Origin of the sequence: Rhizobium sp. ERR 942 (assembly GCF_007828395.1) — a bacterium.
In the GTDB taxonomy this organism is placed as follows: Bacteria; Pseudomonadota; Alphaproteobacteria; order Rhizobiales; family Rhizobiaceae; genus Rhizobium; species Rhizobium dioscoreae.
In genome coordinates this window covers 111,832-136,440 of the sequence record NZ_VIUA01000001.1, presented here as the reverse complement: position 1 = coordinate 136,440, position 24,609 = coordinate 111,832, and the positions used below count along the sequence as shown (strand labels likewise).

Annotated in this window: 20 protein-coding genes; 6 read left to right on the top strand and 14 right to left on the bottom strand. The window is 60.7% G+C overall.

The window, feature by feature from the left end:
- Window positions 1–20 precede the first annotated feature (20 nt).
- Window positions 21–1,523 (bottom strand): FAD-dependent oxidoreductase, encoded by a 1,503-nt coding sequence (locus tag FBZ97_RS00660; protein ID WP_145315988.1) that lies wholly within the window; start codon window positions 1,521–1,523, stop codon window positions 21–23.
- Window positions 1,524–1,572: 49 nt separating this feature from the next.
- Here FBZ97_RS00660 and FBZ97_RS00655 point away from each other — a divergent pair, with 49 nt between their 5' ends.
- Entirely contained in the window at window positions 1,573–2,058 is a 486-nt protein-coding gene (locus FBZ97_RS00655) for a MarR family winged helix-turn-helix transcriptional regulator (RefSeq protein ID WP_113330549.1), read from the top strand.
- A 170-nt stretch (window positions 2,059–2,228) separates the two neighbouring features.
- Window positions 2,229–3,170 (top strand): rhodanese-related sulfurtransferase, encoded by a 942-nt coding sequence (locus FBZ97_RS00650; RefSeq protein ID WP_113330586.1) that lies wholly within the window; start codon window positions 2,229–2,231, stop codon window positions 3,168–3,170.
- Between the two features lie 62 nt (window positions 3,171–3,232).
- On the opposite strand, the gene FBZ97_RS00645 is transcribed toward FBZ97_RS00650, so the two are convergent.
- The 3 genes from FBZ97_RS00645 to FBZ97_RS00635 form a co-directional block, all read right to left on the bottom strand.
- Window positions 3,233–5,443 carry an EAL domain-containing protein gene (locus tag FBZ97_RS00645; RefSeq protein WP_145315986.1) on the bottom strand — a complete coding sequence of 737 codons (2,211 nt, stop codon included), beginning with the start codon at window positions 5,441–5,443 and terminating at the stop codon, window positions 3,233–3,235.
- Window positions 5,444–5,553: 110 nt separating this feature from the next.
- Window positions 5,554–6,102 (bottom strand): NADPH-dependent FMN reductase, encoded by a 549-nt coding sequence (locus tag FBZ97_RS00640; protein ID WP_186449431.1) that lies wholly within the window; start codon window positions 6,100–6,102, stop codon window positions 5,554–5,556.
- Between the two features lie 384 nt (window positions 6,103–6,486).
- The gene (locus FBZ97_RS00635) at window positions 6,487–7,860 is read right to left on the bottom strand and encodes a GH1 family beta-glucosidase (protein WP_145315984.1); all 1,374 of its coding nucleotides are present in this window, start codon (window positions 7,858–7,860) and stop codon (window positions 6,487–6,489) included.
- A 258-nt stretch (window positions 7,861–8,118) separates the two neighbouring features.
- Here FBZ97_RS00635 and FBZ97_RS00630 point away from each other — a divergent pair, with 258 nt between their 5' ends.
- Window positions 8,119–8,523: a DoxX family protein gene (locus tag FBZ97_RS00630; protein WP_145315982.1), complete on the top strand. Its 405-nt coding sequence runs from the start codon at window positions 8,119–8,121 to the stop codon at window positions 8,521–8,523.
- A gap of 45 nt (window positions 8,524–8,568) precedes the next feature.
- Here FBZ97_RS00630 and FBZ97_RS00625 read toward each other — a convergent pair whose 3' ends face one another.
- The 5 genes from FBZ97_RS00625 to FBZ97_RS00605 form a co-directional block, all read right to left on the bottom strand.
- Window positions 8,569–9,756, bottom strand: a complete 1,188-nt coding sequence (locus FBZ97_RS00625) for a Gfo/Idh/MocA family oxidoreductase (RefSeq protein ID WP_145315979.1) — start codon at window positions 9,754–9,756, stop codon at window positions 8,569–8,571.
- Between the two features lie 288 nt (window positions 9,757–10,044).
- Window positions 10,045–11,100, bottom strand: coding sequence for a sugar phosphate isomerase/epimerase (locus FBZ97_RS00620; RefSeq protein ID WP_069616013.1), 1,056 nt, complete (start codon window positions 11,098–11,100; stop codon window positions 10,045–10,047).
- Window positions 11,101–11,367: 267 nt separating this feature from the next.
- Window positions 11,368–12,315 (bottom strand): substrate-binding domain-containing protein, encoded by a 948-nt coding sequence (locus FBZ97_RS00615; RefSeq protein WP_069616012.1) that lies wholly within the window; start codon window positions 12,313–12,315, stop codon window positions 11,368–11,370.
- 69 nt (window positions 12,316–12,384) lie between these two features.
- Window positions 12,385–13,395 (bottom strand): ABC transporter permease, encoded by a 1,011-nt coding sequence (locus tag FBZ97_RS00610; protein ID WP_145315977.1) that lies wholly within the window; start codon window positions 13,393–13,395, stop codon window positions 12,385–12,387.
- Between the two features lie 58 nt (window positions 13,396–13,453).
- Window positions 13,454–14,977 carry a sugar ABC transporter ATP-binding protein gene (locus tag FBZ97_RS00605; RefSeq protein WP_145315975.1) on the bottom strand — a complete coding sequence of 508 codons (1,524 nt, stop codon included), beginning with the start codon at window positions 14,975–14,977 and terminating at the stop codon, window positions 13,454–13,456.
- 167 nt (window positions 14,978–15,144) lie between these two features.
- Here FBZ97_RS00605 and FBZ97_RS00600 point away from each other — a divergent pair, with 167 nt between their 5' ends.
- Entirely contained in the window at window positions 15,145–16,170 is a 1,026-nt protein-coding gene (locus FBZ97_RS00600; RefSeq protein WP_113354899.1) for a LacI family DNA-binding transcriptional regulator, read from the top strand.
- Between the two features lie 12 nt (window positions 16,171–16,182).
- A complete protein-coding gene (locus FBZ97_RS00595) occupies window positions 16,183–16,587 on the top strand; it encodes a VOC family protein (RefSeq protein WP_145315973.1) in 405 nt (134 codons plus the stop codon).
- On the opposite strand, the gene xylA is transcribed toward FBZ97_RS00595, so the two are convergent.
- From xylA to FBZ97_RS00570, 5 genes are all read right to left on the bottom strand, one after another.
- Entirely contained in the window at window positions 16,578–17,888 is a 1,311-nt protein-coding gene (gene xylA / locus FBZ97_RS00590) for a xylose isomerase (protein ID WP_113330558.1), read from the bottom strand. The two genes, FBZ97_RS00595 and xylA, sit on opposite strands and share 10 nt — an antisense overlap.
- A gap of 168 nt (window positions 17,889–18,056) precedes the next feature.
- Window positions 18,057–19,514, bottom strand: a complete 1,458-nt coding sequence (xylB, locus tag FBZ97_RS00585) for a xylulokinase (protein ID WP_113330559.1) — start codon at window positions 19,512–19,514, stop codon at window positions 18,057–18,059.
- A 37-nt stretch (window positions 19,515–19,551) separates the two neighbouring features.
- Entirely contained in the window at window positions 19,552–20,577 is a 1,026-nt protein-coding gene (locus tag FBZ97_RS00580; RefSeq protein WP_145315971.1) for a LacI family DNA-binding transcriptional regulator, read from the bottom strand.
- Between the two features lie 148 nt (window positions 20,578–20,725).
- Window positions 20,726–22,333, bottom strand: a complete 1,608-nt coding sequence (locus FBZ97_RS00575) for a DHA2 family efflux MFS transporter permease subunit (RefSeq protein WP_145315969.1) — start codon at window positions 22,331–22,333, stop codon at window positions 20,726–20,728.
- A 26-nt stretch (window positions 22,334–22,359) separates the two neighbouring features.
- Entirely contained in the window at window positions 22,360–23,580 is a 1,221-nt protein-coding gene (locus tag FBZ97_RS00570; RefSeq protein WP_113330562.1) for an HlyD family secretion protein, read from the bottom strand.
- A 181-nt stretch (window positions 23,581–23,761) separates the two neighbouring features.
- Here FBZ97_RS00570 and FBZ97_RS00565 point away from each other — a divergent pair, with 181 nt between their 5' ends.
- On the top strand, window positions 23,762–24,442 hold the full coding sequence (locus FBZ97_RS00565; protein ID WP_113354877.1) for a TetR/AcrR family transcriptional regulator: 681 nt from the start codon (window positions 23,762–23,764) through the stop codon (window positions 24,440–24,442).
- Window positions 24,443–24,609: the final 167 nt, after the last annotated feature.

Here is a 24,609-nt window from a genome sequence, read left to right as displayed (position 1 = left end):
TGGCCGTTGCTTTAGGCGCTCTACGCATCCGCCGAACCAAGCCCCACTTGCGCGAAATAGCCTTCCAGCATCGCAATGTCGTCGGCGGCAGCGATCGCGCCAATATATCCGTCCGGCCGCACGAGCACCCATTCTCCAGGGGATAGGGCATAGATGTCGCACAGATGCCCCCCGGCGTCGACCATGTCGCCTGACTGGCCGAAAGTATGAATATGCAGCCCTGCGCGCGGCGGCACCGATCCCGGCTGCACCTCGTAGCCGAGCAATGTCCAGTGTGCACCTCGGAACAGATCGAACAGCCGTTTCGGCTGGCCGGCTGCGCCAAGGATCGGCGCATCCGGGGCTCTATCGCCAGCAGACAGGCGGGCGCTGCGTCCAAGCGTTTCGAGCGCAAGCGAAGACGAAGGATAACCTATATCGAGTTGGCGCACCTCGCGACCGCGCCGCATGTCGCCCTGTTTCTGAGCATCGAGAAGCCTTGTTGCCAGACCGAGCATCGCAGCCGCGATGGGCTGACGCTCCTCTTCATAGCTGTCGAGCAGCTTGTCGTCGGCTCCATTGGCGGCCGCTGCCAGCTTCCATCCGAGATTATAGGCATCCTGCACGCTGGTATTGAGGCCCTGACCGCCAGTCGGCGGATGAATGTGGGCGGCATCACCGATGAGAAACACGCGGCCAACACGGTATCGATCGGCAAGTCGCGCATTCATGGTGTAGGCCGACGACCACGACACGGATTGGATATGGATATCGTCGCGCCTGGTCCGCTCCGCCACCATGGCTTCCAGCCCTTTGGCAGAGAGGTCGATATCGTCGAGAGGGATCGGCCCCTGTATCTGGAACATCTCGGTCCCGGCAAGCGGGCAGAACATGATCTGCCGCGACATGTCGCCGTCGTTGAAGCGATGCCAGGCATCGCGCGTGAGACCGGTCAAAATGACATCGGCCACGATGGCGCGAACGCCGAGGGTCTTGCCGGGAAAGTCGATACCAAGGGCGTGGCGAACGAAACTGCGGCCGCCATCGGCGCCTACGAGCCAGCGCACCCGAAGAATTTCCTCTCCAGCCTTGCCCGCGAGGCGCGCCGTCACACCGCTCGGGTCTTGCTCGAAGCCAACCAGCTCGCAGCCGAATTGCGGCTTATGGCCACGCTCAAGCAACCTCTCGCGCATCACCTTTTCGGTCAGGAATTGCGGTATCATCAGCGGCAGATGGTACGGTTCTGCCGGTGTCGGGTCCTGATGTTCGGCGATGTCGGACTCGGTAAAACTGCCGTCGTCGCGATATCGCCGTACGGGCGGATACATGCCGCCGGCCGCAACGACCCGGTCGAGAATGCCGAGATCCTCGAAGATTTCCTGGGTTCGCGGCTGGATGCCCTTGCCGCGCGAACCACGGAAAGGCCCGTCCATCTTTTCGATCAGTCGGAAGGAAATTCCTCTCCTTGCCAAATCGATGGCCAGCGCGAGGCCGGCCGCGCCCGCACCACAAATCAGCACATCGGCTGTAAATTGCTCTGTCATTTGCATCTCCATATGTGTAATATGCACATATTAAAAGAAGGGCGGCCCGGTGTCAACGAAAAGCTTGCAAAATACACATATCAGCGCTCAGCTACGCGAACTCCATAGCGCGCTAGTCGAAATTGTCGGCGTCATGAACCGGCCCCAGCGTGATGAGGCGATGATTAAGGAGGCGGGCATCTCCCTCGACCGCGCACTGTTTTCCCTCTTGGTTTTGGTGGAGCGGCTCGGCCCCATCGGCGTCGTCGAACTGGCCGATCGCGTCGGGCGCGACTACACCACCGTCAGCCGTCAGGTTGCGAAGATGGAGGGGCTCGGACTGATCAGCCGGCGCGAGAACGCGATCGACCGACGCCTGCGCGAGGCCGTCATCACCGAACAGGGCAAGGCGATGACCGATCGCATCGATGAGGCGCGCGAGAGGATCGCCCGATCCATTTTCGCCAAATGGGATGACCAGGATATCGAGGACCTTGTGCGGCTCATGCGCAGGTTTGCCGACGACATCAAGGATGATGCGCCAGCTGCACGATAAGCCGCATTTCGAAATGCCTTCCTTTCAAGTCGTATGGCGCTGGACATCTCAGCTCGTCGGCTAGCACACCCCACATCTTTCGCCGCACCAACAGAGGCAGGATCGCGAAGGCGCGGGCTGCGACGCAAATCCCGATTGCCTGAAAGCCCGCAAAATTGTATTTCACCGGCATGACCGACATGCTTTCAGATCCACGGCGCGACGCGATCGGCGCATTCCTCGTTGCCGCGCTCTATCATTTTGTTTCCTTTCCGCGCTTCGAAAGCCTGCGCGAGCCACTGCTTGCGCTCTGCGAGGAAAATGGCGTGAAGGGCACGCTGCTGCTGGCCCATGAAGGGATCAACGGCACGATCGCCGGCACGGATGCCGCTATCGGCGCCGTGCTCGCCTTCCTGCGCGCCCAGCCGGAATTTGCCGGGCTCGAACACAAGGAAAGCCGCGCGTCAAAAATGCCGTTCGTGCGCATGAAGGTGAAGCTCAAGAAAGAGATCGTCACCATGGGCGTCGAGGACATCGACCCGACCAAGGTCGTCGGCACTTATGTCGCGCCGAAGGATTGGAATGCACTAATCTCCGATCCCGACACCATCGTCATCGACACCCGCAACGACTATGAAACCGCCATCGGCGTCTTCAAGGGCGCGGTCGACCCGAAGACGAAGACCTTCCGCGAATTTCCCGACTGGGTGCGCGACAATACCGGCCTGCACAACAAGCCGAAGATCGCCATGTACTGCACCGGCGGCATCCGCTGCGAGAAGGCGACCGCCTTCATGAAGCAGCAAGGCTTCGATGAGGTCTATCATCTCAAGGGCGGCATTCTAAAATATCTCGAGGAAGTGCCGCCGGAGGAGAGCCTGTGGGAAGGCGCCTGCTTCGTCTTCGACGAGCGTGTCTCAGTCGAACACGGCCTGAAGGAAGGCAATCACAAGCTCTGCCACGCCTGCCGCAATCCCATTACATCAGAGGAAGTGACCTCACCCTTTTACGAGGCTGGCGTTTCCTGCAGCCACTGCTATCACGAACGCACTGAAGAAGACCGCGAGCGCTATCGCGAAAGGCAGCGGCAGATCGCGCTCGCCCGCAAGCGTGGTCGCGAGCACATTGGCTAAAGCACTTTCGGAAGAACCGCGCTGCAGCATTCCCTCAGGAATGCGCGAATGCTCCGGGCGTATCAGGCAGCGGCGTGTTCTTCATCCAGTGCGGTTGCCATCTGTACCGCAAGCCGCTTGCTGATCTCGGCTTCCGGCATCGGCTTGCCATAGAAATAGCCCTGCAGCTCGTCGCAGCCGAAGCCCTCCAGCGCCCTTCCCTGCTCCTCGGTTTCTATACCTTCGGCCGTGACGGGAATGTCGAGTGACCGGGCCAGTGCCACGGTCGCCTTCACCATCTCGCGGGCGCGGTTGTCCTCCAGCACATTCATCGTCAGCGAGCGATCGATCTTGATGCGGTCGAAACCGAACTGACGCAGATAGCCGATGGAGGAGAAACCGGAGCCGAAATCGTCGAGCGCCACCTTGACGCCGAGCGTCTTCAATCGCTCGATCGACTGGCGGGTGCGCTCGGGATTTTGAATGATGTAGCCTTCGGTGATTTCCAGCGTCACCCGCTCGGCTTCGATCTCGGTACTGTTGAGCACGCTGCGGACGTAATCGGCGAAGGCGGGATTGCGGAACTGGCCCGGCGAAACGTTGACGGCAACACGCAGATCCGGCCAGTGCCGTGCCGCCTGGCAGGCCTTGCGGAGAACCAGCAGGCCCAATGCCTCGATCAGGCCGCTGGTTTCGGCAATCGGAATGAAGGCCTCCGGCGAAATAGGTCCATGGCCAGGACGATTCCACCGCACGAGTGCCTCGACGCCGATCATCTCGCAGCTCGATGCATCGACCAGCGGCTGATAGGCGAGCGTCAGTTCCTCCATCTCGATCGCGTGACGCAGATCGAGCTCCAGCGCATTGCGTTCCTCGCGATGCGCATCCATGGCCGTCTCGTAGCAGGTCATGCGGGCGCGGCCGGCTTCTTTGGCCTTGTACATGGCAAGATCGGCGCGGCGCACCAGTTCCTCACGGTCGATGCGGCCTTCGGGCGAGCTTGCGATGCCGATGCTGGCGCCGACCACGACCACCCGGCGGCCGATCTCCAGAGGCTCGGCAAGGAAATCCAGGATTTGCTCAGCCAACCGCAAAGCTGGGGCGTCATTAAGCTCCTTCGTCGGGAAGACGATGGCGAATTCATCGCCTCCAAGGCGCGCCAAGGCCGCCTGCGGTGGCACGAGAACCTTGAGCCCAGCGGCTACCGCGCGGATGAGCTGATCGCCGGTGCCATGCCCGTAGGCGTCGTTGATTTCCTTGAAACCATCGAGATCGAGATAGAGAAGCAGGACGTTGGTGCCGTCGGAGCGCGCCCGATCGACCAGACGATCCACATCGAGCCGCAATCCCTCACGATTGAGGAGCCCGCTCAACCGGTCGCAAAGCGAGACCTGCCGTGCCTGAACTTCCTCCGCCCGCAGCCGGCGCCCCGCCATCGATCCCAGGATTAGCAGCACGACGAAGAACAGACCCACCAGACCAAGCGCGCCGAGCACCAATGGGCGGACCTGCTGATAGCTCATGTCCCCCGGCTGGCGCGAGCTCCACACCAACCGTCCCAGCGACTTGCCAAGGGGGTCGACGATGGAGACGGCATATCGGGCGACGGTATCCGGCGGCACCAGCGTCAAACCGCTGATGACATAGGTGTTGGCGAGCATCTTGATCCGGTCGGCGTCAAGGTAACGGACGAGGATCAGATAGCGCCGATGACCTTCTGCCACCGGAATGCGACCGGATCTTTCGCGGATCGTCGCGGCCCCGGCGGCGGCGATACCATCTCTGGTCATGATGTAGCCCGCAGCTTCCGGCACCCCAGTCACACGCGTTGTTCGCGCCTGATCGACGAGCGCCCAGACGGCCGCACCGAGGACATCCTCGATATTCTCGGTCAATGGCTGGCCATCGTGGTAAGCAACAATCGGCTTGTTGTTGTCGTCCACGATGATGGCAGTATCGAACAACGCGCCGTTGGAGGAAATGTCGCCATAATTGCCGACGATCCAATTTTGATTATCGGTCCCATAGACACTTCGCGCCGCATCGTTGCGGGCGGAATGGTCATGCAGTGTCGCTTCCAGCTGTCCCTGAAAGGTTTTCAATGCCCCGACGGTCGTTTCCCAGGAGCGCTCGTCGTCCAGCTTGTTGGAATAATCGGCAACGCGTCCGATCGCGGTAAGAACCATCAAGGTCACGACGGCAACGATCAGGGCGAAGCAAATCAAAACGGCCGTCACAATGGAATGACGACCGATCTGTGCATTTTTCCGCAGGGACTTGGAAATTGCTCCCAACACCTTTTCTCCTTGGCGGAGAAGTCTGCCGTCAGGTCTTCAATAAACGGTTAAGGCGAATTGGAGATTCCTACAGGAAAGAGTTGTATATCTGCCGAAACCGGAAGAATTCATGCCTTAGTGGCAATCGCTCGCGCGAAACGGCCGAGACTTGCGGAGAAAAGGCCGCTTTCTCGTGCCTCCAGCAGCATCGCGACCTGCATCTCATCGCTCTTGCCTGCAACCGGCAGGCGCAAGAAAGCGTCTTCAACGATATGCAGCGACATGGTCTTCAAGACATCGGTGAGCTGTGCCAAGACGAGATCGCCGCGATGCGATGCGTGAGCAAACATCAGCGGCTTGAACGGCACCTCGTCGCGCGACACCAGCCAGTCCAGCGCATTCTTGAATCCGCCGGGTATGCCATGGGCATATTCCGGGCACGACACGATCAAACCATCTGCCTTACCGATCTCCGCCGCAAATCTCTCGACGATAACAGGTGTTCGCTCACCCTCATTATCCGGATTGAAGATCGGCAATTCACCGATCAGATCACAAATCGCAATGGTGATGCCTTCGGGGCACGCAAACCGCAGCGCCTCCAGCAGCCTGCGGCTGGCCGAAGCCTGCCGCAGGCTGCCGCAAAGCGCATAAAGAAAAATCGGCCGCTGGATCATGCGCGATGTCTATCAGGCCTCGCCGATTCGAGCGATAGCCACCCTCCCCTTGAGGGGCAGGGCTATCGCATATGGAGGCGGATGAGCACCATAAGCACCTTCTCCCCTTGGGGAGAAGGTGGCCCGAAGGGTCGGATGAGGGGGTTATCGATTTGAATTCATGGATTTTGGTGGTCTTGGCGGGCACCCCCTCATCCGCCTGGCGGCATCTTCTCCCCGCTGGGGAGAAGGAGGACGGCGGCGATCTCCGCTCATATGCGATACCCCTGCCCTTCAGAGGGAGGGTCGAACCGCAGGGGTGAAGTGATCCATTGTGGCACCGGAGATCACCCCTTCCCATCGCTTCACCCAGCCTCCGCCCCTCAAGGAAGAGGTAGAGCCGCATCAGTCCGCCTTGTGGTTGCCCTTCGGAAACTGCGAGGCAAGCTCCCTGTACCACTTGCCGCTCTTCTTGATGGTGCGCACCTGGGTCTCGTAATCGACATGCACGAGGCCGAAGCGCATGCGGTAGCCTTCCGCCCATTCGAAATTATCCATCAGGCTCCAGGCGAAGTAGCCGCGCATCGGATAGCCGTCCTTGATGAGTTCGGCGACGACACCGAGATGCTCGATATAATAATCGAGACGAGGCTGGTCATCGACCTCGCCGTTGACGACGCCCATATTGTAGCAAGCGCCGTTTTCGGTGATGTAGCACTCCGGCAGGTCGTAGCGCCTGTTGAAGTCTTCGACGACATGCTTCAGACCCGGCGAATAGACCTCCCAACCGATATCCGTCTTTACGTCGCTGACCGGCGGCGCTTCCTTCGTCCAGGGGAAATCGCCGCTCTTGGAGGCGTCGCCGGAGACGCGCATCGGCATATAATAGTTCAGCCCCCACCAATCGAGCTTCTGGTTGATGGTCTTGAGATCGCCATCCTCGATGACAGGCATGCGATCACCGAGCGCCTCGACGAATTCCCTTGGATATTCGCCCTTGAAGATTGGATCGAAGAAAGCGCCATTGTGGAACTGATGCGCGCGTTCTACCGCGGCCAAATCCTCGGGGGTGTCGGAGCCCGGCAGGATCGAAGCGGCGTTCAGCACGATGCCGACAGACACCTTCGGCGCGACGGAGCGGATCGCCTCGACGCCAAGGCCGTGGGCAAGGTTCATATAGTGCATCGCATAGAGCGCCGCCTGCATATTGCGCTCGCCGGGCGCATGGACGCCATAGAGGTGGCTCAGCCAGACGATGCACCAGGGCTCGTTGAAGGTGGCAACAGAATCCAGGCGGTCGCCGAGGCGGGCCATGACGGTCTTGGTGTAGCGCTGGAAGGCATGCGCCGTCGAGCGCGCCGTCCAGCCGCCATCGCCGGCAAGCGCCAGCGGCAGATCCCAATGGTAGAGGGTCGCGAAAGTCTTGATGCCGCGCGCCTTGCAGCCATCCACCAGGCGATCATAGAAATCGAGGCCGGCTTCGTTCACCGGGCCGGTGCCTTCGGGGATGATACGCGGCCAGGCGATCGAGAAGCGATAAGCCTCGACCCCCATGTCCTTGATCAGATCGAGATCCTGCTCCAGACGGTTATAGTGGTCGCAGGCGATGTCGCCATTATTGCGCTGATAGACGCGGCCCGGCATGTTGGCGAAAGCATCCCAGATGGATGGCTTGCGGCCGTCGGCCTTGGTGGCACCCTCGATCTGGAAGGCGGCGGTGGCAACACCGAATGTGAAATCGCCGGGGAAGCGATCGGCAAGAAGCTTCGGATCGATCATGGTGAAAATCCCGTCTGTTATGGCTTCGTTGGCTGCGGTTTAACCAAGCGGCATGACAAAGTACAGTGCCGGCACGGGAAAACTGCAACGTTGCAGGCGCCGACAAACCAGGCCGGCGAAAGGCGCCCGAAAAAACTTCACCGGCAGCAGCAACACTCTTCGCACGGCTTGATAACAGCAATGTCAACAGTCGTGACTTGTCTTTCGGCTTGGGATCAATTGAGGGTAGCAGCCAAACTTGACAGTGAAAGGACACAAATGCTCCCTGCGATCCACGCCCTCCACCCTCATCTGCTGAGTCTCCTGCGCATTGTCGCCTCGCTCGTGCTCTTCAGCTATGGAACGCAGAAGGTGCTGCATTTCCCGGCGGCCGAAAATGTGCCCGCTGTCGGATCGCTGTCCTGGATCGCCGGCCTACTCGAACTCACTCTCGGCTTCCTCGCCCTGATCGGCTTCAAGACGCGGATTGCAGCGTTCATTCTGTCAGGCCTGATGGCCTTTGCCTATTTCCTGCGCCACGCGCCGCAGAGCTTCTATCCCGCCCAGAACGGCGGCACATCTGCTATCCTCTTCTGCTTCATCTTCCTGTTTCTCGCCAGCGCCGGCGATGGCCCGCTGAGTGTCGACGCGCTGACCAAGCGCAGGCAGGACATCGCCGTCTGAATAAGCAGGTTCGAGGCGGCAAAACCGCCTCGAACCTCCCCAAACCTAGAGCTTGACCCAGGCGCCATTGCGCTTCGAGGACGCGACGCAAGCCTCGACGAAAGCCACGCCCTTCACGCCGTCATCGACGGTCGGATAGATCACGGCAGGATCGATGGGCACGCCCTTCTTGCGGGCATTGATTGCACGCGCAGCCTCGGTATAGATCGTCGCGAAAGCTTCCAGATAGCCTTCCGGATGGCCCGAGGGTATGCGCGAGACGCGCGCGGCTGCAGCGCCGGAGCCGGCACCGTTGCGGGTGATCAGCCGCTTCGGCTCGCCAAACGGCGTGTACCAAAGATAGTTCGGATCGGCCTGCGTCCACTCGATGCCGCCCTTGGTGCCGTAAACTCGGAGCTTCAACCCATTCTCATGGCCGGGCGCCACCTGGCTGCACCACAGCATGCCCTTTGCCGGCTTTTCCTTGCCCTTCGCCTTGAAGCGCAGCAGCACATGGCCGTTATCATCCAGACGGCGACCTTCAACGAAGCTGTCGAGATCGGCGGCGAGGCTGTCCAGCTCGAGGCCGGTCACGAAGGAAGCAAGATTATAGGCATGCGTGCCGATATCGCCGGTGGAGCCGCCGACGCCCGACTGGGCCGGGTCGGTACGCCAGGCCGCCTGCTTCTGGCCGGACTGCTCGATATTTTCCGTAAGCCAATCCTGCGGATATTCCGCCTGCACGATGCGGATATCACCAAGCTCGCCATTGGCGATCATCTCGCGCGCCTGGCGGATCATCGGATAGCCGGTGTAATTATGCGTGAGGATGAAGAGCGCACCGCTTTCATCGGCCACCTTCTTCAGCTTCTTGGCGTCGGCAAGATTGGATGTCAGCGGCTTGTCGCAGATGACATGGATGCCGCGCCGCAGGAATTCCTTGGCGGCGTCATAATGGACATGGTTCGGCGTGACGATCGAAACCGCCTCGATGCCGTTCTTCAGCTTCGCTTCGCGGATCGCCATGTCACGGTAGCTGGAATAGGTGCGCGAGGGATCGAGACCGAGATCGCGGCCGGATGCCTGAGCCTTTTCCGGCGAAGACGAGAGCGCGCCGGCGACGAGGTCGAACTGGTCGTCAATGCGCGCGGCGATACGATGCACTGCGCCGATGAAAGCGCCGGCGCCGCCGCCCACCATGCCGAGCCGGATGCGCGGCTCCCGCGTCTGTTCCGATGATCCTTCGATTGCCATTTTGTCCTCCTGAATGAACTAGAATTCGCATTTTGGATGCCTGTCGTTCCAAGCCACCCGCCTCGCCCTTCGAGGGCCTTGCAGGCCACCTCAGGGTGAGGCTGGTCTACCGCGCCAGCATCACATCCTTCCAACTAGCGATGCCTAAGATGGCTCTAGTGGAGTTTCGCGAGAGCTCGCTCCGCCCTCATCCTGAGGTGCGGAGCCTCCTGAGCTCTGCGAAGGAGTGAAGCCTCGAAGGAAGAGGCGGCCTGGGCAGCATTCTCTCCCCGTTGGGGAGAAGAGAAATTACGACAGCCCCAGCATGCGCCGGTTCGCCGCCTGGTCCGTGCCACTGCCGGCGAAGTCATCGAAGGCCTTTTCCGTGACGCGGATGATGTGCGCCTTGACGAATTCGGAGCCTTCGCGAGCTCCGTCTTCGGGATGCTTCAGCGCGCATTCCCATTCGACCACGGCCCAGCCGTCGAAATTATTGGCGGTCATCTTGGAGAAGACGGCGCCGAAATCGACCTGGCCGTCACCCAGCGAGCGGAAACGGCCGGCGCGCTCGACCCAGCCCTGATAGCCGCCATAGACGCCCTGGCGTCCGGTCGGATTGAACTCCGCATCCTTGACGTGGAACATCTTGATGCGGTCCTTGTAGATGTCGATGTTCTCGAGATAATCGAGGCACTGCAGGACGTAGTGCGAGGGATCGTAGAGCATGTTGGCGCGCGGATGGTTTTTCACGCGCTCCAGGAACATCTCGAAGGTGATGCCATCATGCAGGTCTTCGCCGGGATGAATTTCGTAGCAGACATCAACGCCGTTTTCGTCAGCATGGTTGAGGATCGGCGTCCAGCGGCGGGCAAGCTCCTCGAAAGCGGTCTCGACAAGGCCAGCCGGGCGCTGCGGCCAGGGATAGATGAAGGGCCAGGCGAGCGCGCCGGAGAAGGTCGCATGGGCCTTGATGCCGAGATGCTTCGACGCCGTCAGCGCCATCTTCACCTGTTCGACCGCCCATTCCTGCCGAGCCTTCGGATTGCCCCGCACTTCCGGAGCGGCAAAACCATCAAAGGCTTCGTCATAGGCAGGGTGCACGGCGACGAGCTGGCCCTGGAGGTGGGTGGAAAGTTCGGTGACCTCGACGCCGTTGGCGCGGGCGACGCCGGCGAATTCGTCGCAGTAATCCTTCGAGGAGGCTGCCTTCTTCAGGTCGATGAGCTGGCTTGCCCAGGTCGGAACCTGCACGCCGATATAGCCGGCGTCGGCAGCCCATTTCGTGATCGAATCCCACGAGTTGAAAGGGGCGGCATCGCCGGCGAACTGGCCGAGAAACAGGCCTGGTCCCTTGATCGTCTTCATCTGTATTTCCTCCCTAATCGCGTTCTGTAAACGTTTCCGATGCCTTTCGGACCCATATCCGAGGCGGCTGAGGTGCCGCAGCCTCCAAAAACTATAGGGTCGTCGGGCTGAAAGTCGAATGCCTTGCGACCTAATCACGGCACGCCGCGGACGGCAAGAGGTACGTGCCGCAAAATTTCCATCCGCCACAAAACGAGGGCTGATGGAACACTTAAAAAACGCCCGCCGAAACCGGCGGGCGCCCTTGAAGATGAACCGAGGAACCGATCAGAACGGTGAATCGGGGAAGTAGAAGTCCTTGGCATTGTCCTTGGTGACGAGCGTCGCATCCAGGATGTAGTTGCCGCGAACCGGAACCTGATCGTAGAAATTGGCGGCTGTCAGCTCCATGGCCGTGCCGACCATTGCCGGCGGATAGAGCACGTCGACCGGGATCAGCTTGTCGCCATCCATGACCTTCTTGATCATGTCCTTCGAGCCGGCGCCGGCGATGATATACTTGATATCGGTACGCTTGGCCTGCTCGATTGCCTGCAGAACGCCGACGGCCATGTCGTCATCCTGACACCAGACGACGTCGATCTTCGGGAACTTGGTGAGGTAGTCCTGCATGACCTTGAAGGCGTCGTCGCGGTTCCAGTTGCCGTACTGGCGGTCGAGAACCTTGACGTTCGAGCCGGCAATGCCCTTGTCGAAGCCGTCTTGGCGCTGCTGATCGATCGGGATCGGCAGGCCGCGGATGACGACGACCTGGGCATCCGGCGTGTTGGCCTTGATGTATTCGCCCGCGACCTGGCCGAGCGCCGGATTGTTGCCGGCGACATAGAGGTCACGGACGGAATTGTCGTTGTTGCTCGGCGCACGGTCGACGAGCGCCACGAACTTGCCCTTGTCCTTGACTTCCTTGATGGCATTGACGAGCGGATCCGGATCCGACGGCAGGATGACGAGCGCATCGATACCCTGCGTCTCAAGGTCCTGCACGGCGTTTGCCTGGCTCGCCGCGTCAGGCGAGGTCTTGACGATGACGTTCAGCCCCGGATGCTCCGCCATCAAGAGCTTGGCGACGCGCTCGGCATGGAAGACCACGCCCGAGGTCCAGCCGTGGTCGGCGGCCGGAATGGAAACGCCGATCGTCACCTTCTTATCCTCGGCATGGACCGTGCCGGCCAGAGCCGCCATCACGACAGCCAAGCCTATGAGTCTCTTTCGCATGTTTCTTCCTCCCAGATAGAGACAGGGCCTTGTCACCAAGAACCGGGCGCCCCCTGACCCGGCTATTCACTATTTGCGGGCGAGTGAACGCTGAACCAGCATAGCGATGATAATGATCGCGCCCTGGATGGCGTTCAGCAGATACTCGCTGATGAAATTGGAAAGCAGCATGATGTTGCCGACGAGCTCCAGGATGAAGGCGCCACAGATCGTGCCCCATACCCTGCCCGCTCCGCCCTTCAGCGCCGTGCCGCCGACGACGACCGCGGTGATCGCCTGCAGCTCCCACAAGCTGCCCGTCGTCGCCGACGTCGAACCAAGCCGCGGCACATAGAGAAGCACGGCAATCGACACGCACAAGCCCTGGATGACGAAGGCGACGGTGCGCACGCGATTGACCGCCACGCCGGAATAGCGCGCAACGTCGCGATTGGAACCGACGGCGATGACATGCCGCCCATAGCGGGTGCGGTAGAGAATGAAGGCCGCAATGCCGGTGACGACAAGAATGACCACGATCGGCACCGGCACACCAAACACAGTGCCATAATAGGCGGGCTTGTAGAGCGCCTGCAGATTGGCCGGACGCAAGGTGATCGCACCACCCTGCGACAGCCAGGTCGTCAGGCCGCGATAGACACCCATGGTGCCGAGCGTCGCAATGAAAGGCTCGATCTTGCCCACGGTCGTGATCAGGCCATTGGCCAGGCCGCACAATATACCGGCAACGATCGAGAACAGCACGGCCGCCGCCAGCATCAGGGCGGGATCGGCGATGGCGCCCGAATTCATCAGGAGGATCATCAGGCTCGCAACGAAGGCAACCATCGCGCCGACAGACAGATCGAGATCGCCGGCCGAGATGACAAAGGTGGCACCAACCGCGATGATGGCGATGAAGGCGCATCTCGTCGCAACATTGGTGAGATTGGTAATGCCGATGAAGTTCGGATTGACCAGCGCGCCCACGATCAGAAGCAGCACCAAGGCTGCAAACGGCGCCACGGCCCTAAGATCGACATCCCGCCAGGAGCGCCCCCGCCGGCCTGTCTTGCCGCTGCTGTCTTCACCCACGCTCATAACCAAAACCAACCTCCCGTCCCATGATTGCTGGGAATTCGCCTTGCTCCGCCGCCCTTCAGGCAGCCGTCTTTTTCTTCAGGCCCGCCGCATAACGCATGATTTCCTGCTCGGTGATCTCTTCGCCTTCGAGCACGCCGACGATCCGGCCCTCGCGCATCACGGCAACCCGTGTGCAAAGCCCGATGACCTCGGGCATTTCCGAAGAGATGACGATGATCGAATGACCGTCGCGCGCCAGCGCGGAAATGAAATGATAGATCTGCTGCTTCGTACCCACATCGATGCCGCGCGTCGGCTCGTCGATGATGATGATCTGCGGCTCGGTCTCCATGATCTTCGCCAGAAGCAGCTTCTGCTGGTTGCCGCCGGACATGCGGCCGGCAACGATATTGCCGTCACGTACGCGTATATCGAAACGGCGGCGCGCTCTCGCCAGCGCATCGGCTTCGCTTGAGGCGCTCAGATAGCCGAACTTGCCATGCCGGTCGAGCGACTGCAGGGTCAGATTGACGATCATGCCGGAATTCAGAAGCAGACCCTTCGACTTGCGGTCCTTCGTCATATAGGCAAGCCCGGCATCGATGGCTGCATGCACATCATGCGGCGGCACCGTTTGGCCATTGGCGACGACCTCGCCGGAGATACGCGAGCGCAGACCGACGATCGCCTCCATCAACTCGGTACGCCCAGAGCCGATCATGCCGGAAAAACCCAGGATCTCGCCTTTTCGCAGCTCGAAGCTCGCATCATGGACGTAGCCGGTCGAGACCGAGGCAACGCTGAGCACCACCTTCTCGTCGACATCCGGCTCGTTCTTGGCCGGATAAAGGCTGGAAAGCTCGCGCCCGACCATTAGCTGGGCGATCGATTCGCCATCGAGCAGCGAGGTCGGTGATGTCTTCACCCATTGGCCGTCGCGCAGCACCGTGACGCGATCCGTCAGTTCCATGACCTCATCGAGCTTATGGGAGACGAAGACGAAGCTCGTTCCCTGGTCGCGCAGCTTGCGCACCTGCTTGAACAGGAAATTGGTCTCCTCGCGCGAGAGAACAGCAGTCGGCTCGTCCATGAAGACGATGCGTGCATCGCGGCTGATCGCCTTGGCGATTTCCACCATCTGCTTGTCGGCGATGGAGAGTGTGCTGATGATGGCGTTCTCGTCGACATGCGAGCCGAGAAGGTCGAGCACGCGCCGCGTTTCCGCGCGCATGAGCTTGCGATCGAGCACGCCGAAACGCGTGACTTCGCGGCCGAGAAACAGGCTCTCGGTGACGGTCAGATGTTCCGCAAGATTGAATTCCTGATGGATGATGACGATGCCGAGCGCTTCCGCCGCGCCATTTGGCGGCAATTTCACCGGCTTGCCATCGAGGAGGATTTCGCCCGAGGTCGGCTGCTCGAAACCGGAGAGAACTTTTACCAGCGTCGACTTGCCGGCGCCGTTTTCGCCCATCAGCGCATGGATTTCGCCGGCCCGCAGATCGAAGTTGACGCTAAACAGCACCTGCACGCCGTTAAAGGACTTGGAAATCCCTCTCGCAGACAGCACGACCGCACCGTCGACGGCTTCCGAACTCATTGAATCCTCCCTGCGGTCCCACCCGCTTTCCACGGTATGTAAACCTTTACATACATCGTGTAAAGGTTTACATCATTGGATATCGTACAAAATTTCGCGGTTACCTTTGACCTCCACGTAAGTCTGTGTAGTCTCCAGCCCGAGACGAGACCCCAAGGCAGAGCGCAGTGTCGAATTCCACGCCCGCAACTATCGAAGACGTCGCCCGAATTGCCAATGTTTCGATAGCAACGGTTTCGCGGGCCATCCATACTCCGGAGAAAGTCGCCAATTCGACGCGGCTGAAAGTCAATCAGGCTATCGCCGTTACCGGTTATACTACCAATGCCATGGCGCGCAGCCTGAGACTCGGCCGCTCGAACATGATTCTCGTCGTGGCGCCCGATATCGGCGATCCCAATTTCTCGAATATTTTGATCGGTCTGGAAAACGAGGCGCGTTCGCACGGCTATGGCATCTTGATCGGCCACACGCAGAACGATGCCCAGCGCGGCCTGGAATATCTGAAGTTCCTGAACTCCAACCAGGCGGCGGGATTGATCCTCTTCACCGGCATCCTGCCCTTCGGACATCAGACGATGACAGCGCGGTTGCCGCCGAGCGTCGGTGTCTTCGAACCGGTCTTCAACGGCGGCATCCCTTATGTCGGCGTCGACGATATTGCCGGCGCGCGCAAGGCCGTGGACCTCCTGATTGCCGAGGGCCATCGCAAGATCGCCTTCATCGGCGATTCCCGCACCCGCCTCGCCTATAGCCGCCGGCGCATGGGTTACGAGGCCGGACTGGATGCGGCCGGCATCGGACAGGACCTGCGCATCGTCTTGGACGGCGACGGCACCATCGAGAGCGGGCGACTCTCCGTCGAGCAGCTCTTCATGCGAGACACGCTCCCGACGGCCTTCATGTGTGTCAACGACCAGACCGCGATCGGCGTGATGATCGGCCTGAAGGCACGCGGCTACGATATCCCCGAGGATTTTTCGGTAACCGGCTTCGACGACGTGCCGCAGGCCGTCTTCATGACGCCGTCGCTGACGACGATCCGGCAACCCCGCACCGCCATCGGCAAGCATGCGATGGCGCTTCTGCTGGAACTGCTTTCGGATGGCGAGCCGGCCGAGACGGAGATCCTGCTGCGGCCGGATCTGATCGTGCGGAACTCGGTCGGAGCTCCGCCGCGCAGTCGGCGCTAGGCAGTCGCAACGATGCCGCTTGGCAGAATCACCCTCTATGTCCGCGATGTCGAAGCGACGATCAGCTTTTACGAGAAGCATTTCGGATTCAAGCCACTCCGCCTGGAGGGCGATCGGATTGTTGAACTGCTCGCGCAGGATGGCGGTGCCAATCTGATGATCCATCCGGCGGGTAAGGCGCAGAAAATGGGCCAGGTGCTGGTCAAGCTGGTCTTCGACGTCGAGCATGTCGAAGCTTTCCGCGCTAAGTGTGCTGAAGAGGGGCTGGAGTTCGGACCCTTGCATCAGGCCGACGGCTATGTTTTCGCCAATGCCAAGGACCCCTCAGGGAATCCCATAGCCATTTCCAGCCGCGCCTTCAGGCTGAAATCGGGAGGCAATGAAATACCGCCTCCCGAAACTGCCGATCAAACGTAGCGATTGACGATGTTTTCCAGCAGTTCCTGCTTGCCGGACTTCGGCTGCGGGTTGACGTCCTTGGTCTCGACCCACTGGGCGATCTGGTCGAGCGAATATTCGCCGCGCAGCAGCTTCTGGCCTTCGGCCGAATCCCAGCCGGCGTAACGGTCGGCGAGCGGCTTGGAGAGCGCCTTGTCTTCGATCATCTTGGCAGCAGCCTTCAGGCCGCGGGCGCAGCAATCCATGCCGCCGATGTGGCCGATGAGCAGGTCTTCCGGGTCGAGCGACTGACGGCGCAGCTTGGCGTCGAAGTTCGTGCCGCCGGTCTTGAACCCGCCGCCTGCCAGAACCTGGTAATAGGCCAGCGTCATTTCCGGAACGTTGTTCGGGAACTGGTCGGTATCCCAGCCGGACTGGTAGTCATTGCGGTTCATGTCGATGGAGCCGAAGATGCCGAGCGCATTGGCGAGCGCCAGCTCATGCTCGAAGGAATGGCCGGCGAGAATCGCGTGACCCTGCTCGATATTGACCTTCACTTCGTTTTCCAGGCCGTACTTCTTGAGGAAGCCGTAGACCGTGGCGACGTCATAATCATACTGATGCTTGGTCGGCTCCTGCGGCTTCGGCTCGATGAGGATCGTGCCCTTGAAGCCGATCTTGTGCTTGTACTCGACGACGAGGTTGAGGAAGCGGCCCATCTGGTCCATTTCGCGCTTCAGGTCGGTGTTGAGCAGCGTCTCATAACCTTCGCGGCCGCCCCAGAGAACATAGTTTTCGCCGTTGAGCTTGTGCGTGGCGTCCATGCAGGTCTTCACGGTCGCAGCCGAGAAGGCGAAGACATCCGGATCCGGATTGGTCGCAGCGCCCGACATGAAACGACGGTTGGAGAAGAGGTTTGCCGTGCCCCAGAGCAGCTTTACGCCGGTATCGGCCTGCTTCTTGGCGAAGTAGTCGACGATCTCGTTGAGGTTCTTGGTATTCTCGGCGAAATTCTTGCCTTCCGGACGTACGTCGGCATCGTGGAAGCAGTAGTAGGGAGCGCCGAGCAGCGTGAAGAATTCGAAGGCGACATCGGCCTTCAGCTTGGCGGCTTCCATCGTCTCGTTGAACCAGGGGCGCAGGAAGGTCTGGCCGCCGAAGGGATCGCCGCCCGGCCAGGTGAAGGTGTGCCAGTAGGCGACGGCGAAGCGCAGATGGTCTTCCATGCGCTTGCCGGCAACGACTTCGTCCTTGTTGTAATAGCGGAAGGCCAGCGGATTGGTGCTGTCTGGGCCTTCGTATTTTACCTTGCTGATGTCACCAAAAAATCCGGTGCTCATATCTCATCTCCTTGGGTTTGGTGTTTCGGTATTGTTTTGTCACTTTGATGCCCCCTCATCCGACCCTTCGGGCCACCTTCTCCCCGAGGGGAGAAGGTATGGGTGACCGCAGTAAGCTCCGTCGTCCCCTCTCCCCTCGGGGAGAGGGCTAGGGTGAGGGGGTTGACCTCAAACCATGCTCAGCGGCTTGATTGCCGGATAAACCGCCCGATAGCGCTTGTAGGCATCCGCATAAGCATCCGTCAGGGACGCAACCGGATCGATCGTGCCGGCCGTCTGCGGCGGGGTGCAGACTGCAACCGGGTCGGCGCCGGTCGCCGCAATCAGGCCGAGGCGTGCGGCACCGAAAGCGGCACCGAAATCGCCGTCCGCCGGCAGGTCGACGGGTACGCCGAGCGCAGTGGCGATCGAAGCCAGCCAGTAGCGCGAACGCGAGCCGCCGCCGATTGCGGTCACGCGCGCGATGTCGGTGCCGGCCGAACGCAGCGCTTCCAGATTGTCGCGAATGGCGAAGGACACGCCTTCGAGCACGGCTTGCGTCAGCACGGCGCGGCCGCTTTCATGGCCGAGACCGATGAAGGCGCCGCGGATGGTAGCGTCGTTGTGCGGCGTGCGCTCGCCCGAGAGATAGGGAAGGAAAGTAACGCTGGTCGGCGCCTTCAGCGTCTCACCAAGCTCTGTGGTGAGTTCGGCAGCGGATTTGCCCGTCACATGCGAATGCCAGTTCAGTGCATCGGTTGCCGAGAGGATGACGCCCATCTGATGCCAGGTATTCGGCAGTGCGTGGCAGAACGCATGCACGGCGCTTTCCGGCTTCGGCAGATAGGAACCGTTGGCGGCAAAGAGCACGCCAGACGTGCCGAGCGAAACGAAAGCAGCGCCGTGGCTCACCGTACCCATGCCGCAGGCCGAGGCCGCATTGTCGCCTGCCCCGCCGGCAACGACGACATCGCCGGCAATGCCCCATTTCGAGGCCAGCTCGCCACGCAGCTTGCCGGCGACCTCAGTGCCTTCGACCAGCGTCGGCATCTGCTTCTCATCGAGATTGGTCGCCGCCAACAGCTCGGACGACCATTTGCGTTTGCCAGTATCGAGCCATGACGTGCCGGCGGAGTCGGACATTTCCGACATGTGCTCGCCCGTCAGCCAAAGGCGCAGATAATCCTTCGGCAACAGCACCCAACGCACTCTAGCGAAAATCTCCGGCTCATGCTTGGCGACCCAGGCGAGCTTCGGTGCTGTAAAGCCGGGGAAGACGATATTGCCGGTCAGCGCGCGGAAACGTGGATCGGCGTCGAGGGCGGCGGCTTCCTGGTAGCTACGGGTATCGTTCCAGAGGATGCAGGGCCGCAGCACCTTGTCATCGGCATCGAGCAGCGTCGCGCCATGCATCTGGCCGGAAAGGCCGATGCCGCGCACGGCCGCCAGCTCCTTCGGATGCGCAGCCTTCAGCCCCGCAACTGCTTCTTCCGTCGCGCGAATCCAATGGGCCGGCTCCTGCTCGGACCAGCCGGGATGCGGGCGCGACACGTCAAGCCCGCCATTGGCGGAGCCGATGATCTTCTGATTGCCGTCGATCAGCATCGCTTTGACGCCGGAGGTTCCGAGATCGAGACCCAAATACATCAGATATTACTCCCTATGCTCTGCCGCGTTCGAATGCTCAGGGCAGATTATCCTTCAAGAAAATGTCGAGCCGTATGCGCTCCTGATCGGCAATGACGGCCTGACCGTCGGCTGTTGCCTTCATGACGCGGATGGCGCTGCGGACTTCATGGCCGGCATCCTGATTGAGGACGGCATCGATCGTGCCGTCCAACAGCGCCGCCCGGGTATGCTGCGTCAGCTCATGCACGACCACCGTCAGCTCACGCTCGGGCCGCACGGCTTTCAGGGCCGCAATCAGACCACGGTTGCCGGCACCGAGGCTGTAGATGCCGATGATACTCTTATTTGCGGAGAGCGCCTTTGAAACGAGCGATCGGGCCTGTTCGGGATCGTCACGTCCTTCCAGCACAGGCAGCAGCCGCAGCTTGGGAAACTCTTCTGCCATCACGGCAGAAAAGCCCTGCAGGCGCTCGCGATGGTCGCGCACCAGCATCGAGCCGGCGAGAACGGTAAGATCGCCTTCACGAACGCCCAGAAAGCGCCCGAGCAGCCGCGCGGCGGTCCGTCCGGCGGAGATATTGTCGATGCCCGCATAGTGATGGCGGGCGGAATCGGTGAGATCAGAGACCAGCGTAATGACGGGAATACGCTCCGAGACGAGACGGTCGACGGCGGCCCGCACTTCCGGCGCATCGGTCGCCACGAGAGCGACGCCGGCGATATCCTGCCCCTGCAAGGCATCCAGTGCCGCAACCAGGGCAGGAACATCGAACGGCGGCACTTCGACGATGCGGATATCGGTGCGCTCTATGCTGGCCCGCAGGGTTGCCTGATGCACCTCAAATCGCAGCCCATGCATGAAGGAATTATCGCCGGTCGGCACAATGAAAACAAGAGGATAGACACGGCCCTTGGCCAGGTTGGCAGCAGCGACATCGCGGATATAGCCGATTTGCCGGATAGCGGCTTCCACCTTCTCCCGTGTCACCAGCCGTACGCCCGGACGCTGGTTCAGGACTCGGTCCACCGTGGCGAGGCTGACGCCCGCAGCGGCGGCGATGTCATGCACGGTCGGTCTCATGGGTTCCTCCTGCGGAAACCCTTACTGCGATTTTTGATGTACGTAAATCAAAAATTTCGGGCCGGTGAATTTTTCCAAACGACCCCCCAAACAAAAAAGGCCCCTCGCGAGGAGGGGCCATGCCTTGGGAGCATTATCAAGAGCCGGATTAGTGGCCTCCGCCACCACCGCCGCCGCCCGCCGCATTCGGCTTGCTGAGCATCAGAACGCCGAGGATCATCGCGAGAAAAAGCACGGTCAGCATCAGGAAAATATCCCCGAAGGACATCACGACCGCCTGCCGCGTCGCCATATTGACCATTTGCTTCAGCGCGGCCTGATCACCGTCCAAGCCCGCTGCATTGAAGCTGGCGGCCATGTTGTTCAATTGGGTAACGGCGGCATGGCTGCCCCAATGAACATGGTCGCGAAGGTTGAAATAATGCTGGTCCTGCCTGTTCGTCAAAAGCGTGTTGATGATCGCAAGACCGACGGCACCGCCAAGGTTACGCGTGAGATTGAACAGGCCTGACGCACCGCGCATACGGGCGGGCGGCATGGTTCCGAGCGCGATATTGTTGATCGGCACCATGCAGAGCATGAGACCGAAACCGCGCAGGATCTGCGGGATGAGCAACTCCCAGAAATCCCAGTCCACCGTCAGGTGCATCATGATGTAAGTACCGGCCGAAAAGCTGGTGAAGCCGATGATCATCAGGATGCGCAGGTCGACCTTGCTCGACAGGAAGCCGGCCAGCGGCGCCGTGAAGAACATGGTGAGGCCGGAGACGAACATCGTCTCGCCGATCTGCAGCGAATCATAGCCGCGAATGCGCGCGAGATAGAGCGGGTAGATGTAGGTCAGGCCATAGAGGCCGATGCCCATGACGAAGGAGAACATCGACCCGAAGGAGAAGTTCTTGTTCGTGAAGGCTCTGAGATCGACCACGGGGAATTCGACCGTGAAGGCGCGATAGAAGAAAATCACGGCACCGATAGCGGACGCGATGGCACCCGCAACGATGTAATTGTCGTTGAACCAGTCGTTCGTATTGCCTTCCTCAAGCACATATTCCAGCGCGCCGAGGAAAACACCCATCGAAATCAGCCCCCACCAGTCGAACTTCTTCATCAGCGACAGCTCGGGCTTGTCGAAGTCGATGAAATTCCAGGTGACGATGGCAACGATGATACCGGGAGGAATATTGACCAGGAACAGCCAGTGCCAGGAGAAGGCATTGGACAGATAGCCGCCGACGGTCGGGCCGATGGTCGGCGCAAGCGTCGCGATGAGGCCGATGATCGGCGAGACGACGTTGCGCTTGGACGGCGGAAAGATGGTGAAGGCTGCCGCAAAGACCGAGGGGATCATGCCGCCGCCGATGAAGCCCTGCAGGGCGCGGTAGATGATCATCTGATCGATATTGGTGGCGGTCGCGGCAAGCGCGCTCGATATTGTAAAGCCGGCGGCCGAGATCGCGAAGAGATAGCGCGTGGAAATGATGCGCGCCAGCGTTCCCGATAGCGGGATCATGATGACTTCGGCGATCAGATAAGCGGTCTGCACCCAGCCGATTTCATCCGAGCCGGCGCTGAGGCCGGCCTGGATTTCGCTGAGCGAGGCGGAGACGATCTGAATGTCGAGGATCGACATGAACATGCCGAGCACCATCGCCAGAAAGGCGATGAGCTTTCTCGGCTCGATATGATCAGCCGCAGGCGCGGCGGGGCCGGCCGCGCGTGGGGGCGACCCGGCTGTAGTGCTGGCGGACGACATGGCGCGTCTCTCCCGAGCTCGATCGTTTACTTGTCCGGCGCCGTGCGGGTATCGACGTCGACGACGACGCTGAGGCCTGCGCGCAGACGGCCGGTATTGAGCGCGTCCTGTGGCAATGCGATACGGACAGGCACGCGCTGGATGATCTTGGTGAAGTTACCTGTCGCGTTTTCCGGAGGCAGCAGCGAGAAGACTGAGCCGGAGGCCGGCGAGATCGATTCTACGGTGCCGACGATCGGATGATCGCTGAAAGCATCGACGTGAACATTGACCTTGGAGCCGGGAACCAGATGCTGGATCTGCGTTTCCTTGAAATTCGCATCGATATAGAGCTGCTTGGTCGGTACGATCGCCATCAGCTTCTGACCGGGGGAGACGAGATCGCCTTCCTGCACCGAGCGATTGCCGACGATACCGTCATAAGGCGCCTTCAGCACGGTGAAGGACAGGTCGCGGGCAGCCTTGTCACGGGCGGCTTCGAGACCCTTGATCGTGCTTTCGGCCTGACGGCGCTGGGCCTGCAGCAGGTTGATGTTGGCCTGTGCGGATGCGATGGCGGCGTCGCCGCCGACCAGATTGGCCTTGGCCTGATCCAGCGCGATATTGGCGCTGTCCAAAGCGGCCGTGGTGCCGACCGACTTCGACTGCAGTTCAGCAGCGCGCGTCTGGGTAATCTGGGCGCCGCGGACCGTGGCTTCCAGGGCAACCTTCTGCGCCTGCGACTGGGCAAGGGCTGCCTGGCCGGCAGCGATCTGTGCATCGATGGTATGGAGTGAAAGCTGCTCGGTGTCGAGCGAGGCCTGAGCCTGGCCGAGCGCAAGCTTGTAGTCGCCGTCGTCGAGCGTTGCGAGCACGTCGCCGGCCTTGACCTGCTGGTTGGCCACGACGTTTACCTTGGCGACATAGCCCGTTACCTTCGGCGATATCGTGGCGATGTCGCCGCCGATATAGGCGTCATCGGTGGAGACCATGAAGCGGCCGTTCGTCCACCAGTCGTAGCCATACCAGCCACCGGCTGCGAGAGCCGCGACGATGATGATCGGAAAAACCAGGCTGCGCCGCTTCTTCTCCGATGGCGGTGGGGCCGCAGGGGCCGGAGCAGCAGGCGCAGCCTGGGCGGGGGCAGGGTTGCTGCGCGTTTCGGCCGCTGGAGCCTCGGCAGGCGCACCGGTTTCCCGGGCTTCCACTTCTGCATCAGCGGGCTCGTTCACGATGCGCGCTACATTGTTTCCATGACTTGACGACATTTCCCTACCACCGAAAATCTGGCAAAATAATCGAACCGAACGGTTCGGTTCAATTGACATAGAGCCTTTCTCACGCCATATCAAGAGATATCGAACTGAGCGGTTCGATTTATTTCGCGAATCTGTTTAAGATTCAGAAAAAGTGATCGAGTATCGCGTAAAGGAGACAGTGAAAGAGCCGATGAAACACGAATCCCAAAATGCCGCCGTATTGAACGCGCCTGCGCCGGGCTCCGGTGGGCGCTGGGCAGCCGGCGAGGACCCTGCCAAGCGTCATCAGATTCTCGAAGGCGCCAAGCGTGTCTTTATGAAAATGGGCTTCGATGCGGCGAGCATGAACGATGTCACCCGCGAGGCGGGCGTTTCCAAGGGCACTCTCTACGTCTATTTTGCCAACAAGGAAGATCTGTTCGCCGCCATGATGGAGAGCGAGCGCACCCATTTCGTCAACCTTGTCCGCAATGCCCTTTCAGACGAAGCGGATGTCACGACCTCGCTTTATGATTTCGGCATCGTCTTCGTCACGCACGTCACCTCGGATAAGACCATCAGCGCAATGCGCACGGTCATCGGCGTGCGCGAACGCATGCCCTCGCTCTGTCAACGCTTCTTCACCGGCCCCGAAAATCTGCGCACGGTGCTGCGCGGCTTCCTCGAGCGGCAGGTTGCCGCCGGCCATCTCAAGATCGACGACTTCGACATGGCTGCCCGCCACTTCCTGGAAATGGCCAGCGGCGGCTATTTCAAGCTGCGGCTCTTCGGCGACATGGAACAGCCGCCGTCGAAGGAAGAGATCGACTATGTCGTGCGCGGCGCCGTCCGCGTCTTCCTGGCGGGCTACGGTCCGGATCGCAGGGATTAGAGCAATTCCAGGGAAAGTGCGCAGCGGCTTTTCGTCCGGAATTGCGTGAATAGAGCGGTTCGGAGATTCCGTGAAAAACTGTACTGCTCTGGGATGAACAGGCCTCTCCCGCCGGCCGCAACGGTGTAGTCATTCAACTCCGCAATGGCGATCAAGCATTGCCGCCG